The organism is Burkholderia sp. AU44665 (genome assembly GCF_030504405.1).
In the GTDB taxonomy this organism is placed as follows: Bacteria; Pseudomonadota; Gammaproteobacteria; order Burkholderiales; family Burkholderiaceae; genus Burkholderia; species Burkholderia semiarida.
Map to the genome: position 1 here is coordinate 1035912 of NZ_JAUJRI010000001.1, position 14296 is coordinate 1050207.

Annotated in this window: 13 protein-coding genes and 1 pseudogene; 6 read left to right on the plus strand and 8 right to left on the minus strand. The window is 66.5% G+C overall.

Translation table 11 applies throughout. The features are described from left to right. Nucleotides 1–60: 60 nt before the first annotated feature. The 3 genes from QZM15_RS04585 to QZM15_RS04595 all read right to left on the minus strand — a co-directional run bounded on the left by QZM15_RS04585 (nt 61) and on the right by QZM15_RS04595 (nt 3269). Nucleotides 61–942 (minus strand): glycine betaine ABC transporter substrate-binding protein, encoded by an 882-nt coding sequence (locus tag QZM15_RS04585; protein ID WP_302105913.1) that lies wholly within the window; start codon nt 940–942, stop codon nt 61–63. A 153-nt stretch (nt 943–1095) separates the two neighbouring features. Continuing rightward, nucleotides 1096–1983, minus strand: a complete 888-nt coding sequence (locus tag QZM15_RS04590; protein WP_302105914.1) for a proline/glycine betaine ABC transporter permease — start codon at nt 1981–1983, stop codon at nt 1096–1098. Then, a complete protein-coding gene (locus tag QZM15_RS04595; protein WP_302105915.1) occupies nt 1980–3269 on the minus strand; it encodes a glycine betaine/L-proline ABC transporter ATP-binding protein in 1290 nt (429 codons plus the stop codon). The genes QZM15_RS04590 and QZM15_RS04595 overlap by 4 nt, the downstream gene beginning before the upstream one ends. A gap of 609 nt (nt 3270–3878) precedes the next feature. On the opposite strand from QZM15_RS04595, the pseudogene QZM15_RS04600 reads away from it, so the two are divergent. Continuing rightward, nucleotides 3879–4468 (plus strand): annotated as a pseudogene (locus QZM15_RS04600) (dimethylsulfonioproprionate lyase family protein). A 126-nt stretch (nt 4469–4594) separates the two neighbouring features. Here QZM15_RS04600 and QZM15_RS04605 read toward each other — a convergent pair. The 3 genes from QZM15_RS04605 to QZM15_RS04615 are packed head-to-tail and all read right to left on the minus strand — an operon-like array spanning nt 4595 to nt 8125. After that, nucleotides 4595–5749 carry a porin gene (locus QZM15_RS04605; protein ID WP_302105916.1) on the minus strand — a complete coding sequence of 385 codons (1155 nt, stop codon included), beginning with the start codon at nt 5747–5749 and terminating at the stop codon, nt 4595–4597. A gap of 34 nt (nt 5750–5783) precedes the next feature. Beyond that, nucleotides 5784–6755: an aliphatic sulfonate ABC transporter substrate-binding protein gene (locus QZM15_RS04610; protein WP_302105918.1), complete on the minus strand. Its 972-nt coding sequence runs from the start codon at nt 6753–6755 to the stop codon at nt 5784–5786. A gap of 47 nt (nt 6756–6802) precedes the next feature. Continuing rightward, nucleotides 6803–8125: an LLM class flavin-dependent oxidoreductase gene (locus QZM15_RS04615; protein ID WP_302105919.1), complete on the minus strand. Its 1323-nt coding sequence runs from the start codon at nt 8123–8125 to the stop codon at nt 6803–6805. A gap of 142 nt (nt 8126–8267) precedes the next feature. Here QZM15_RS04615 and QZM15_RS04620 point away from each other — a divergent pair, with 142 nt between their 5' ends. The 3 genes from QZM15_RS04620 (at nt 8268) to QZM15_RS04630 (ending at nt 11055) form a co-directional block, all read left to right on the plus strand. Beyond that, nucleotides 8268–9320: a LacI family DNA-binding transcriptional regulator gene (locus QZM15_RS04620; RefSeq protein ID WP_302105920.1), complete on the plus strand. Its 1053-nt coding sequence runs from the start codon at nt 8268–8270 to the stop codon at nt 9318–9320. A gap of 283 nt (nt 9321–9603) precedes the next feature. Next, nucleotides 9604–9912 carry a helix-turn-helix transcriptional regulator gene (locus QZM15_RS04625; protein WP_302105921.1) on the plus strand — a complete coding sequence of 103 codons (309 nt, stop codon included), beginning with the start codon at nt 9604–9606 and terminating at the stop codon, nt 9910–9912. 81 nt (nt 9913–9993) lie between these two features. Then, nucleotides 9994–11055, plus strand: a complete 1062-nt coding sequence (locus QZM15_RS04630) for an alkene reductase (protein WP_302105922.1) — start codon at nt 9994–9996, stop codon at nt 11053–11055. Between the two features lie 18 nt (nt 11056–11073). On the opposite strand, the gene QZM15_RS04635 is transcribed toward QZM15_RS04630, so the two are convergent. After that, nucleotides 11074–11598 carry a GNAT family N-acetyltransferase gene (locus tag QZM15_RS04635; protein ID WP_302105923.1) on the minus strand — a complete coding sequence of 175 codons (525 nt, stop codon included), beginning with the start codon at nt 11596–11598 and terminating at the stop codon, nt 11074–11076. Nucleotides 11599–11695: 97 nt separating this feature from the next. Between QZM15_RS04635 and QZM15_RS04640 the strand changes: the two genes are divergently transcribed. Beyond that, nucleotides 11696–12307 carry a LysE family translocator gene (locus QZM15_RS04640; protein ID WP_302105925.1) on the plus strand — a complete coding sequence of 204 codons (612 nt, stop codon included), beginning with the start codon at nt 11696–11698 and terminating at the stop codon, nt 12305–12307. A gap of 21 nt (nt 12308–12328) precedes the next feature. On the opposite strand, the gene QZM15_RS04645 is transcribed toward QZM15_RS04640, so the two are convergent. Continuing rightward, nucleotides 12329–13249: a phosphatidylinositol-specific phospholipase C gene (locus QZM15_RS04645; protein WP_155644486.1), complete on the minus strand. Its 921-nt coding sequence runs from the start codon at nt 13247–13249 to the stop codon at nt 12329–12331. Between the two features lie 6 nt (nt 13250–13255). Between QZM15_RS04645 and QZM15_RS04650 the strand changes: the two genes are divergently transcribed. After that, a complete protein-coding gene (locus tag QZM15_RS04650; protein WP_302105926.1) occupies nt 13256–14287 on the plus strand; it encodes a LacI family DNA-binding transcriptional regulator in 1032 nt (343 codons plus the stop codon). The last annotated feature ends 9 nt before the right edge of the window (nt 14288–14296 follow it).

The window sequence follows — 14296 nt, forward strand, 5'->3', positions numbered from 1 at the left end:
CATGCACCGCACACTGCAAGGCCGGCGCCGTCGTGACGGCCCCGGGGCCGGCGCGCGGCCTTACTGCTGCAGCCAGGCCTTCAGCTTGTCCGGATGGGCGTCGACGAACTTCTTCGCGGCGCTCGCGTAGTCGTTCGTGCTGTTGCCTTCGAACTCGATCGCCTCGACGTCGGCCAGCGTCAGCTTCAGGTGCTTGAAGAACACGTCGGCACGCGGAAACTTGCCCGCGAACTTCTTCGATGCGAACGCGTGGATCTGCTCTTCACCGCCCAGCGTGCCCTTCGGATCCTTCAGGTACCGCATCTGCCACTTCTGGAACAGCCAGTGCGGGCTCCAGACAGTCGCGACGATCCACTGCTTCGACTGGTACGCACGCGACACGCTGGCCAGCATCCCGGCCTCGCTCGACGCCTGGAGGTTGTAGCCGTCCAGGCCGTAGCCCTTGATCGTCCTCTCCGACGCCTGCATCAGGCCGCCGCCCGGTTCGATGCCCTGGATCGTGCCGTTCAGCTTGCTCTTGACCTCCGGCTTGTTCAGGTCGGCGATCGACGACAGCGCCGATTCCGGAACGTAGGCCGGCACGGCCCAGCCGTTCTTGCCGCCGGTGTAGATAATGCCCACATCATCCAGGTCGTTCTTGTACTTCGCGTAGTACGCGCCGTGCGTGACCGGCAGCCAGCCGCCGACCATGATGTCGAGGTCGCCGCGCGCGACGCCCTGATACTGGATGCCGATGTCCGCCTGCACGAACTGCACCGGCTGCTTCAGCTGCGTCTCGAGCACGTACTTCGCGACGTTGGCCACCGCGAGCACGTCCGCCCAGTTGGTGACCGCGATCTTGACCGGCTCGGCCGCCGACGCGGCGCCCACACCTGCGCTGCAGGCGACCACCGTCGATATTGCAAGTTTCGCCAGAAGCGACTTGAACGTATGGGAATTCATCTAGTACTCCTTTTTAATCACGCGATTCTTTAAAAGGTGAGGAACGCCTTCGATCGGCGTTTCCGGTCTCCACGCACTGCTACACCGGTTCCGCCGCGGCACCGCGGCCACGGCGCTTCATCGTCCTTCAATGATCTTCGACTGCCGTGTCCGTCAGGTCCGTGCCGCGCCGCGCGGCCCCGCCTTGCCGGCACGCGCGATCGGCCGCTTCACCTTCTTCTTCGCCTTCACGCCGAAGCTCTCGGTCAGGCGATCCAGCACGATCGCGAGCAGCACGACGCCGAGCCCGCCTTCGAAGCCGATCCCGATGTCGAGACGCTGGATCCCGCTCAACACGTATTCGCCGAGGCCACCCGCGCCGATCATCGAGGCGACCACCACCATCGACAGCGCCATCATGATCGTCTGGTTCACACCGGCCATGATCGACGGCAACGCGTTCGGCAGCTGGATCTTCCACAGCAGCTGCCAGTCGGTGCTGCCGAACGAACGGCCTGCTTCGATCAGTTCCTCGCGGACCTGCCTGATGCCGAGCGTCGTCAGCCTCACGACGGGCGGCATCGCGAACACGATCGTCGCGATCACCGCCGGCACGCGTCCGAGCCCGAACAGGATTACGGCCGGAATCAGGTACACGAACGCGGGCATCGTCTGCATGAAGTCGAGCAGCGAGCGCAGGATCATGCCGATCCGGTTGTTGCGCGCACCCCAGATGCCGAGCGGCACACCGATCACGAGGCTGAAGAACGTCGCCGCGGTGACGAGCGCGAGGGTCGACACCGTCTGCGCCCATAGGCCCATGTAATGGATGACGAGCAGCGCGCAACCGACGAAGATCGAAAACACGACGCCCCGGCGCCACAGTGCGAGGCCCACCAGGATCACGACCATCGCGATGAACGGCACGGCGGCGAGACCGTCCTCGAGCAGCTTCACGACCGCGCCGAGGCCCGCCGAGAACGTGTCGAAGCCGCCACGGAAATGCAGAAACAGAAAGTTGACGACATTCTCCGCAAACTTCCCGATCACCGACGCATTCATGCTGCCCTCCGTTGCATCATCTGCTTGAGTATCGTCCGGCAGGACACGACGCCCGCCAGTCGTCCCACTCCGTCCGTCACCGGCACGTCGTGCTGCTGCGTCAGCGCGATCGACGCGAGCCGATGCAGGTCCGTATCGATCGACACCGCGTTGAAGTCGTTCAGGAACGCGTCGCGAATCGGCTTCGTGCCGGACCGGTGCAGCGTAGCGGGCGTGACGCAGCCAAGGTAACGGCCGGATTCGTCGCACACGTAGCCGCATTCCGCGCCGCTGTCGATCAACTGGTTCAGATAGCGGTGGGAAGGCGTGCCCGCATCGCAACGAAGCAGCCCGCGCTCCACCGGAGTCATCATGCTCGACGCCTTCAGGAAGCGCGACACGTCGACGTTACGGAAGAAGTCCTGCACGTACGCGTCGGCCGGCGTCTGGATCAGTTCGGCGGGCGTGCCGACCTGGATCAGGCAACCGTCCTTCATGATGCCGATGCGGCCGCCGATCTTGACGGCTTCCTCGATATCGTGGGAGATGAACACGATCGTGCGCTGCTCTTCCTTCTGCAGGCGCAGCAGCTCGTGCTGCATTTCGAAGCGGATCAGCGGATCGAGCGCGGAGAATGCCTCGTCCATCAGCAGCACCGACGGATTCACCGCCAGTGCGCGGGCGAGGCCCACACGCTGCTGCATGCCGCCGGACAACTCGCTCGGCAGCAGTTTCTCGTACGAGCCGAGGCCGACGCGCTCCAGCGCCGCGCGCGCGACCTCGTAGCGCTGCGCCTTCCCGATCCCCGCGACTTCGAGCCCGTACGCGATGTTGTCGAGCACGGTGCGGTTCGGCAGCAGCGCGAACGACTGGAACACCATTGCCATCTTCTGGCGCCGGACGTCGCGCAGTTCCGGCATCGACATCGGTGCGATGTCGCGGCCTTCGAGCACGACCTGTCCGGCCGTCGGCTCGATCAGCCGGTTCAGCAAACGTACGAGCGTCGACTTCCCCGAACCCGACAGCCCCATGATCACGAAGATCTCGCCGGCGCGCACGCTCAGGCTCACGTCGTTGACCGCGACCATGTTGCCGGTTTCCGCGAAGATCTCGTTGCGGCCGACGCCGCGCTTCATCATTTCGATCGCACGCTCGGGCTTCGGACCGAAAATCTTCGACAGGTGCTTGACGGTCAGGATGTCCGTTCCGGTTGCGATGCTTGACCGGGCGATCGACGGCGAACCGCCAGTGTGGATTGCCCCGGGGGGAAGTACGTCGCCCGGCGCAAACGTCAGATTTGGAGCCATTCTGTCATCCCGACTAACAGGTAAGGGAAGCCGCGAACTTCGTCTGAGCCGTCATCGATCGCCGCCATGGCATAGGCCGATGCCGCTCCTGCGTGGTTGACGGCGCTGATGCAGTGAATGCAGCGTATCAATCCAATTTCGTCGCTCCAGATACATTTTCTGTGCGCTTTTCCATACCTTTGGTAATGCATCGCTTCGGGGCGAAAAGGCGTGATCGCCGCAAAACGGTGCGAAATAGGCGAAACGCAACACCGGCGCGGCTGTGCGGAATTTTGCGGGGACGGCGGCCCAGTAGCGCGTGCAGCGCGCGGAAGCGTCCGGCAGGGGAAAATCCCGACACGGGGAATTAAGGGAAACTACCGAGAAATCATGCCCGTGACGGCGCGAGCGGCTTTGGACGTGATGATTGCGGCCCGCCGCGTCGGCGCGGGCGGAGCAGTGCCCGTGAAAACCGTGCGGTTCGCGGGCAGGCCACGAGCCGAACGGCTACCGCGGCACGCAGATGGCGGCCTATGTCAAGCCGGTCACCCTTTTTCGCTGCCCGGATCGGCACGTTTCTGCCTAGACTTTCGCTGATTGGCCCACATCACTCAGGGAGCAGCAGACAACATGCATGAACGTCCGAAGCACATCGCGGATTTCGTCCGGATCACCGGCGAACTGTTCCAGTCGGAAAAGCTGCCCGCCGCCGCGCGCGCGTTCGCACCGCAAGTATTCGCACGGTTGCAGCAGCCGTCTGACAACGGCTTGCGCAACGCAGTGCGCTACCCCGCATACGAATGGCTTGGCCCGGCGCTCCAGGCCGTCGCACGCGTGAACCCGACGTTCGCCACCGTCGCGCGGCTGATCGCGTCGCTGGAGCCGGTAGTCGGCTGGACGCGCCGTACATCCGGAAAGGACGGTAGTCGAACTACATCGATGGGCACGTGAACGGAATGGTCTGCGGGCCCGGCGGCGCCGAAAGCCGCGACGACATTCAACTCGGCTTCTCGCTGATGATGCCCGGCGTGCGATACCCCGATCACGGCCACGCGCCGGAGGAAGCCTACGTGCTGATGACCGCCGGTGAATTCCGGCAGCAGAACGGCGAATGGTTCGATCCCGGGGTCGGCGGCGGCATCCACAACCCGCGCGGCGCGCTGCATGCGATGCGCTCCGGCGACGCGCCGTTCCTCGCGATCTGGTGTCTGCTGAATTGATCCGGCGATCGAACAGATACTACGGGAAGACGAGCTTCGCAGCGAATTCTCGATTGAAGGCCTGTGCTGCGGCTTCGCAGTCGCAGAAACGATTACATCGTGTTGCTTGAAGTAAAGATTTCTCAATCAGAATGACGTTCTAATTCCAGCCGTCACCGCCCATGGGTCAAATCCCGGCGTCACCGTCGCCGCCGAGTTGTTCAGAAGTGCGAATCCTTGTGTCGAATGACTGTTGTTCAGGATCGTCGTCGCGAAGCCATACAGCTGCGTACGCTTCGACAGGTAGTACACGTAGCCGACATCGCAAGCGATCGCGCGCGCATCGCCATTCCCGATACGCCGCGACACGCCGACGTTGATGTCCCCGAACCCGACGCGCACGCGCGCGTTGAGCAACGCGGCGGACGCGAACCATCCAGTGCCGTCGGTGCGCTTCGAATACACGTAATTCCCGCCCACCACCATGCGACCGAAATCGTATGTGGCGGTCAGTACATGCGTGAGCTGCGACGACGCGTCGGATGCCGTCGCGCTCGCGTAGTACTGGTAGCGGTTGAAGCCATAGCCGACCAGCACGTCGTTCTTCGCGTACTGGAGGTTCACTCCGATGTTGCGCGCGTTCAGCGTCTGCCCGGCAGGATCCTGCGCACCGAACGAGTAGCCGATCTCGCTCGACCAGCCGCCGAGCGCTTCCGGCGTCCGGTAGCGCACCGCGTTCCGGTAGAACCCGCCTGTGCCGCTCGAACCGAGCGTCGTCGTGTGTTCGAGCGACATGATCGCGGCTGGATTCGCAAGCCCGTACGTGCCGACGTCGGAGGCAAGAAACACCCAGTAGATCGGCAGGTACAGATAGCCAGCGTCGACGCTGCCGAACGGCCCCGACAGCCCGACCGATGCGCCGCGATTGAACTCCGTCGCGCCGCCACCCATCCCCGAGTAGATATTGAAGCCCGTCTCAAGCCGGAAATTCGCGCGATAGCCGCCGCCGAGATCTTCCTTGCCGAGCAGCCCGAAGCGCGATGCCTGCAGGTTGCCGCTGGCCGCCGACGCGGTCGTTCCAGTCGTGCTGTTGAAGCGGCCGTACTGCACGGCTGCATCGACGATGCCGTACATGACCAGCGTCGACTGCGCGTGCCCGGTGTGGCTGGCGCAGGCGAGCGCGACGGCACCCGCCGTGCGCAACCCGGTTTTCAGCCGGGGCGTGAAGCGAAGGCGCCAGCGCAATGCGGCGGCGCGGCGAACGGGACGGATGGCGGCAGTACGGGAAGCGAGTCGGTTCATGACAGCGGCTCTGCGAGGCGAGTGGAGTATGGATTCAGCGGGTGAAGGAAACCGGGCGCGCGATGTCGGCGACCTGGATCGCCCGCGGAATGACGTTCGCGCGCCAGAACGTGTCGGCAACGCGTTGCTGCGCGCCGAGTACGGTCGAATTGACGGGCAGCAGCCCGAACGCGGAACGCGCGAGATAGCGCTCGACGACGGTTTGCGGCACGCCGATCTCGCGAGCGATCATCTGAGCGGCGTCGCTGCGATGGGCGGCCGTCCACGCATCGCCGCGCGCGACCGCCGACAGCACATCCGACAACACCTCGGGGTGGGCCTTCGCGAAATCCGGCGCACCGAGAAAGAAGCTGTACGGCTGCACGATGCCCGACGCATAGTCGGCGATCGTGCGCACGCCGAGTGTCTGCTGGACGACCGCGAGATACGGATCCCAGATGACCCACGCGTCGACCTTGCCGCCTTCGAAGGCCGCGCGTGCGTCGGCGGGCGACAGAAAGGCGGGCTTGATGTCCGCATAGGTCAGGCCGGCTTTTTCGAGCGCGGCGACGATCAGGTAGTTCGAACTCGATCCGCGTGCGAATGCAACCGTCCGCCCCTTCAGGTCGGCGACCGATTTCAGCGGCGAGCCGTCGAGCACGATGATGGCCTCGTTGTGCGGGCCGGCCGGTTCGGCCGCCAAGTAGACGATCCGGCTGCCCGCCGCCTGCGCGAATATCGGCGGCGGCGAGCCCGTATAGCCGAGATCGATCGAGCCGGCATTCATCGCCTCGAGCAGCGGCGGCCCGGCCGGGAATTCGGTCCATGCGATGTCGAAGCCGCGCGCGGCGAGTGGCTTGTCGAGCGAGCGCTGCGCCTTCAGCAGTGTGAGCGGCGTGCCCTTCTGGTAGCCGATGCGCAGCGTGCGGCCCGTGTCGGCATGCGCGCCGCCGGCGAATGGCGCAGCGAACGCGGCCACGGCTGCAGCCTGTGCGGTGCGGAGAAACGAACGTCGGGAAAACTTCATGATCGGAGATTCCTTATCGGATGGATTCGACGGGACGAATGCGTGCACTACGCACGCACCGGTCGCTGCAGCCCAAGATGCTCGCGCAACGTGCGGCCGGCGTAGGCCGTGCGGAACAGCCCGCGCCGCTGCAACTCGGGCACGACGAGCGAACAGAACGCATCGAGGCCGCCCGGCAGTTCGGCCGGCATCACGTTGAAGCCGTCCGCCGCGTCGCGCTCGAACCACGTCTGCATCAGGTCGGCCACGGTTGCCGCACTGCCGACCACCGTCACGTGCCCGCGCCCGGCCGCGATGCGCAGCACCAGTTCGCGGATCGTCAGGCGCTCGTCGCCGGCCAGCGCGGTCAGGAGTGCCTGGCGGCTGCGCTGGCCGCTGTCCGTGAGCGGCAAATCGGGCAAGGGGCCGTCGAGCGGATAGCCGGACAGGTCGAAGTTGCCGAGCATCCGCGCAAGCATCGCGACGCCCGCGACCGGATCGACGAGCGCCTGCAGCGCGTCGAAGCGCTCGCGCGCCTCGCCGTCGGTACGCGCGACGACGACCGACAGGCCCGGCATGATCTTCAGGTCGCCCGGCGCACGGCCCGCAGCCGCCGCACGCGCCTTCATGTCGCGGTAGAACGCCTGCGCGGCATCCAGCCGTGCGTGCGCGGTGAACACGACGTCGGCCGTCTGCGCAGCGAGGTCGCGCCCCGCCTCCGATGCGCCCGCCTGCACGACGACGGGCCATCCCTGCACCGGGCGCGGCACGTTGAGCGGACCCGACACGGAGAAATGCGGGCCTCGATGATCGAGCACGCGCAGCGTGGACGCGTCGTAGTACGCGCCGCTCGCCTTGTCGCGCACGAAGCTGTCGTCGGCCCAGCTGTCCCACAGGCCCGTCACGACGCGATGGAATTCCCGGGCGCGCGCATAGCGCTCGTCGTGACCGACGTGTTCTGCGCGGCCGAAATTGCGCGCCTCCGCCGCGTTGTCGGACGTCACGAGATTCCAGCCGGCCCGCCCGCCGCTGATGTGGTCGAGCGACGCGAACTTGCGCGCGATGTGATACGGCTCGTTGTAGGTCGTCGTCGCCGTCGCGATCAGGCCGATGCGTTCCGTGACCGCCGCGAGCGCGGGCAGCAGCGTCAGCGGATCGAGCCGGTCGGAACGTGCCGAGCGCGCGGCGCCATCACCCGCGTTCGCGGCGACGCTGTCCGCGACGAAAATCGCGTCAAAGCACGCGCGCTCGGCCATGCTGGCCAGCGCCGCATACGCACGAAAATCCGTGCCGCCATCGGCCTGCACGTCCGGATGCCGCCACGCGGCTGCATGGTGTCCGGTCTCCATCAGAAAGGCCCCGAGGTGCATGAGGCGGGAAGCTGTCGTCATCCGCTATCCTGTCGTGAAAGCAGCGCCCCACCACCGAGCCACACATCGTTTCGTGCTGGCGACCTCGCATGGTTAGCGCTAACATGACAGGCAGTTTCCCGTGGCGAATTTGCCGCGTCAAATAACGAAATCAGCGGAACATATGTCCGATTCGACTAAAAGCGATGCGCGCTCACGCCGCACGTCGGGACGCTTGACACTGCGCGACGTGGCCGAGCACGTCGGCGTATCGCAGATCAGCGTGTCGCGCTATTTCCAGGATCCGGCGCGACTGTCCGAGCCACTGCGCGAGCGGATCGCCGATGCGGTCTCTGAACTCGGTTACGTGCCGAATCTCGTCGCCGGCGGGCTCGCCTCGGCGCGCAGCCGTGTCATCGGCATGGTCATTCCAAACATCTCGGGGCCTATCTTTGCGAACACGATCCAGAGCTTCAGCGACGAGGTCACAGCACACGGTTACCAGTTGCTGCTCGCATCGAGCTACTTCTCGACGGATCTCGAGGAGAACGCGGTGCGCGGATTGCTCGGGTGGTCGCCGGCGGCGCTCGTGCTCACGTCGCACTTCCATTCCCCGGGAACCGAGGAACTGATCGAACAAACGCAGGTGCCCGTGCTCGAAACGTGGGACTTCCAGCCGCGGCGCAAGCCGCTGCAGATCGGTTTCGTGCACCAGGAAGCCGGACGCATCGCGGCGCGTCATCTGGTCGAACGCGGCTATCGACGCATCGCGTTCGTGCTGAACAGCGCGGCGGGCGACGCAAGCGCGCTCGAGCGGCGCGATGGTTATACCGAGATCATGCGCGAGCATGGGCGTCAGCCGATCGTGTTTGCACCGACCGAAGCGCAGCCGATGCACGCAGGACGCGAGGCGCTGCTCGCGCTGTGTTCCGCACGCCGCACGGCCGACGCGATCATCTTCGCGAACGACAACCTTGCCTTTGGTGCACTGCTGTCCGCGGGCGGCGCAGGCATCCGCGTGCCGGAACAATGCGCGATCGTCGGCTTCGGCGACTACCCGATGGCGGAGATGCTGGCGCCTAGCTTGACGACCGTGCGGCCACCTGCGCGTGAAATCGGCATCACGGCCGCCGCGCGGATCTTCCAGCTGCTGCAGGAGGATCCGCCCGCGTTCGACGCCCTTCGCAAAGGCCAACAACCGATGTCGTGCCAACTGATTGTTCGCGCGAGCAGTTGACCGTTGAGGGTGACAAACCGGCTCAGCCAGAAGCGCTATCGATTTAGCGGAACGATGCCCCATAAGCGCCCGGGGCAGAAAGTCCCCGCCTCCGCTCAATCGCGATCGGAACGTGCCGGAAGGCTGCGCCGTCCGATACAGCCCTCTCCCAAGTGCGATCTTTTTGTATGTCGACAGCTATCAACCCCATTGCCAGTAATGCTTTCAAACATATCGTCAAATTCCGATATAAGATTCGCCCATCGACGATACTTCATTGCCCGACCGAAACACCCACCCATCCATGCCGACCGAACTCGACATCGACGCGATCCTCAAAGCGCTCTCGAACCCCGTGCGCCGGGAGATCCTCGTCTGGCTCAAAACGCCCGGCGAGCATTTCCCGCAACAGACGCTGCCGTACGAACACGGCGTCTGCGCGGGCCAGATCGACGCGCGCTGCGGGCTGTCGCAGTCGACCGTCTCCGCGCACCTCGCCACGTTGCAGCGCGCGGGGCTCGTGACGTCGACGCGGATCGGCCAGTGGGCGTTCTTCCAGCGCAACGAGGCTGTCATCGACGCATTTCTCGAGGCCCTGCGCCGCGAACTCTAACCAACGGCCGAACCGGCCATGCGGGGCGCCATCGCACATGACGCGCCGGCTTCCCTGCCTTTCGTGAAGAGGTTATCTGCCATGCCCACGCTGTTCGATCCCGTTACCCTCGGCGACCTGACCCTGCCGAACCGCATCGTGATGGCGCCGCTCACCCGCGCCCGTGCGGGCACGGCGCGCGTGCCGAACGCGCTGATGGCGCGCTACTACGCCGAGCGCGCATCGGCCGGCCTGATCATCACCGAAGCGACGTCGGTCACGCCGCAAGGCGTCGGCTATGCCGACACGCCCGGCATCTGGTCCGACGAGCAGGTCGAAGGCTGGAAGCAGATCACGCAGGCCGTGCACGCGGCCGGCGGGCGCATCGTGCTGCAACTCTGGCACGTCGGCCGGATCTCCGATCCGATGTTCCTGAACGGCGACCTGCCGGTCGCGCCAAGCGCGATCGCCGCGGGCGGCAACGTGAGCCTGGTGCGTCCGCCACGTCCGTTCGTGACGCCGCGCGCACTCGAACTCGACGAGATTCCGTGCATCGTCGCCGCGTATCGCAAGGGTGCCGAGAACGCGAAGGCGGCGGGCTTCGACGGCGTGGAGATTCACGGCGCGAACGGCTACCTGCTCGACCAGTTCCTGCAGGACAGCACCAATCGCCGCACCGATGCGTACGGCGGCCCGATCGAGAATCGCGCGCGCCTGCTGCTCGAAGTGGTCGACGCGGCGATCAACGTGTGGGGCGCGGGCCGGGTCGGTGTGCACCTTGCGCCGCGCGGCGACGCGCATACGATGGGCGATTCCGATCCGGCGGCAACCTTCGGTTATGTCGCGCGCGAACTCGGCCGCCGCAAGATCGCGTTCATCTTCACGCGCGAATCGTATTCGGGCGACCAGTTGAGCCCGCGCCTGAAGGAAGCGTTCGGCGGCCCGCTGATCGCGAACGAGCAGTTCACGCTCGACACCGCGCAGGCCGCGCTCGCGAACGGCACCGCCGACGCGATCGCGTGGGGCAAGCTGTTCATCGCGAACCCGGACCTGCCGCGCCGTCTCGAACTCGGCGCGCCGCTCAACCAGCCGGTGCCGGAGACGTTCTACGCGGAAGGCGAAACCGGCTACACCGACTACCCGGCGCTGAGCGACGCGGCCTGACGGCACAACGGCGCGGGTTCAGATGCGCACGTCCGCGCGCATGAACACGCGCCGTGTTTCGTCGAGACCGAGCGCGACGTGGTGCGCACGGATCGCGCGCAGCGCGTCGTCGAGTGCTGCATCGTCGATGATCCGGAAACCGAGGCGCGCGTAGTACGGCGCATTCCACGGCGCGTCGCGGAACGTCGACAGCACGATCTCCGTGATCCCTTCCCGCGCCGCGCGCGCCGTCACCTGTTCGATCAGGCGCGCGCCGATACGCTGCCCCGCATGCGACGGCGCGACATCCAGTTCCTCCAGATACAACCGCTGCGCATCGAGCAGCCGGTAGAACGCGAACCCCACGCACGCGCCTTGCGGATCGACCGCGACATACGCACGTCCGTCGTCGATCCGCACGAGCACGGCGGCCGCATCGGTCGGTTCGCCGTCGGCGATGTCGGCCATGCCGATCGCGCGAAACCGTTGCGCGGCGGCAACTTCCACGGCGGCCATCGCGGCCGCGTCTTCCCGCGTGGCGGGACGAATCAGGATCGAAGGCATCACGGCGATTCAGGCGGGCAGTCTGGAACGGCCGTCACTATAATCGAAACTTCATACGTATCGTTTCGTTTCGAATGCCCGATCCACGAGGTCCGTCATGACGTTGTCCGCACTCGCCGTCTTCGCCTTTGCCCTGCTCGTCACCGCCGGCACGCCCGGCCCGAGCGTCGCCGCGCTCGTCGCGCGCGTGCTGACCAACGGCGTGCGCGACGTGCTGCCGTTCCTCGCGGCCATGTGGCTCGGCGAAGCGCTGTGGCTCACGCTCGCGGTCGCGGGGCTGTCGGCGTTCGCGCACACGTTCGCGACGGGCCTGATCGGGCTGAAGCTGCTCGGCGTCGCATACCTGCTGTTCCTCGCATGGAAGATGTGGACCGCGCCGACCGGCACGGATGCCGACGACCTGCCGCGCGGCCAGTCGCCTTGGCGCATGTTCGTCGCGGGCATGCTGGTCACGCTCGGCAACCCGAAAATCATGCTGTTCTATCTCGCACTGCTGCCGACCATCGTCGACCTCACCCACGTCGGCGTCGCCGCGTGGGCCGAGCTGGTCGGCACGATGTTCGCGGTGTTGATCCTGGCCGACTGCTTCTGGTCGCTGCTCGCGTCGCGTGCACGCGCCTTGCTGACGTCGGCGCGCGCGAAGCGGATCGCGAACCGCACGAGCGCAACCGCAATGGCCGGCGCGGCGGTGGCGATCGCGACGCGGTAGTCCGCGGCGACGCTCCACCCACTAACAGCGAAACGCCTTGCGCCAGGCGCCCCGTTCCGGCATGTAGTCATTGCATTCGATCAGCGCACGCACGAGCGCCCAGTCGTCGTCATCGCAGAAATCGAGCAGCATCGCGCCGTACGGGCCGGGCTGCTCGCGCAAGCGCTCGGCCAGTCGCGCATGAATGCCCTGCACGCGGCCATCGCCGTGTGCGACCACCGACGGATTCGCGCCCATCCCCGTGCCGCTGCAGAAACTGATCGCCCAGCGGCCGCTGTCCGGCAGCGGCAGATGCGTCAGCAGCGCATCGATCGCACGCCACTTCCACGCGATCGATGCTGCCACCGGCACGCGATATTCGTCCTGGATCACGAACCCGCCGTCCGGATGATCGATCGTAAACGTCGCGTTGTCAGGCCACGCGGTCAGGTCGATGCCGAGCGGCCGGCCGCTGCGAAAGCGCCGCAACAGCACGACCGCGCCGCGCACGTCGCCGAGCGCAGGCAGCGTGCCGCCGGCATGCCAGCGCAATCGCGGATGCCGCGCGCGATGCGCGTCGAACGTCGCATCGAAACCGCGCGTGCACGCCTGCGCCGGCCACTCGTCCTTCACCGACATCACGATGCATTCGCGCGGATGCGCATCGAGAAAGCGCGTACAGGTGGCCAGCACGTCGTCGAACGTCATGCCGAGCGCGATGCCGCCGTGATGGATGTCGAACGCATCGCGCACGTGCCGGCAGCGGATGTCGAGCAGCCGCACGCCATGCGCGAGCTGCGCATCGAGCGGCGCACGCTGCGTGCGCACCAGCGAATCGTCGACCGTATACGCACAGGTGTCATGGCTGCCCGGTAGGGTCAGCGTATGCAGCGGCCGCGCGTCGTCGAGCGCGGACATCCAGTCGGCAGGCGGCATGCCCGTATCGTGGCGCGAAGGAATCATGAATCGATGAATGACAAGGAAAGAAAACCGTGGGTCACGGCGTCGGATGTCGCGGCGCGGGCCGGCGTCTCGCGCTCGGCAGTGTCGCGCGCGTTCTCGCCGACGGCAAGCATTGCGCCGCAAACGCGCGAGCGCGTGATGGTCGCCGCGCGCGCGCTGGGCTACCAGGTCAACCTGATCGCGCGCGACATGATCACGCAGCGCAGCAGCATGATCGGCGTCGTGACGGCCGGGTTCGAGAACCCGTTCCGCGCGCGGCTGCTGTCGGACCTGATGGCCGCGCTCGGGCAGCGCGCGCTTACGCCGCTCGTGACCAATGCGGAAGATCCGCGCCAGATCCGGCAATCGCTCGAACAACTGCTCAGCTACCGCATCGCGGGCCTCGTGATGACGTCCGCGTCGCCGCCGCTGTCGGTCGCGCGGCAATATCTCGAACACCGGATTCCGGTCGTGATGATCAACCGCGAAGCGAACCTGCCGGGCGCGGATGTGGTCGTCAGCGACAACGCGGCGGGCGCCGCCCACGCCGCGCAGCGGCTCGTGCGGGCCGGCGCGCGCCGGCTCGCGTTCGTCGGGCCGCGCGGCACGAGCTACAGCGCGCGCTCGCGCGCCGCGGCGTTCGAACAGGCGCTCGGGCCACGCAACGCGTTCGGCGCGTTCGACGCGACGCTCGTACGCGCGCTCGACACGCCGTCCGACACCCATGCCAGCGGGATCGACGCCGCGCGGCACCTGTTCGCGACCGCCGAGCGGCCCGACGGCGTGTTCTGCTCGTCCGACCTGCTCGCGCTCGGTGTGATCGACGCCGCGCGCCGCGAATTCGGCTTGCGCGTGCCGGACGACCTGCGCGTGATCGGCTTCGACGATATTCCCGCCGCCGAATACGATGCGTATCGGCTGACGACGCTGCGGCAGGACACGCGCGGCCTCGCGCATGCGGCGATCGACCTGCTCGCCGACCGGATGCAGGCGTTCGACGGCCCGTCGCGCACGCGGGTCGTGCCGGTCACGCCGGTGGTGCGCGATAGCTGCGCATGACGACGTGAG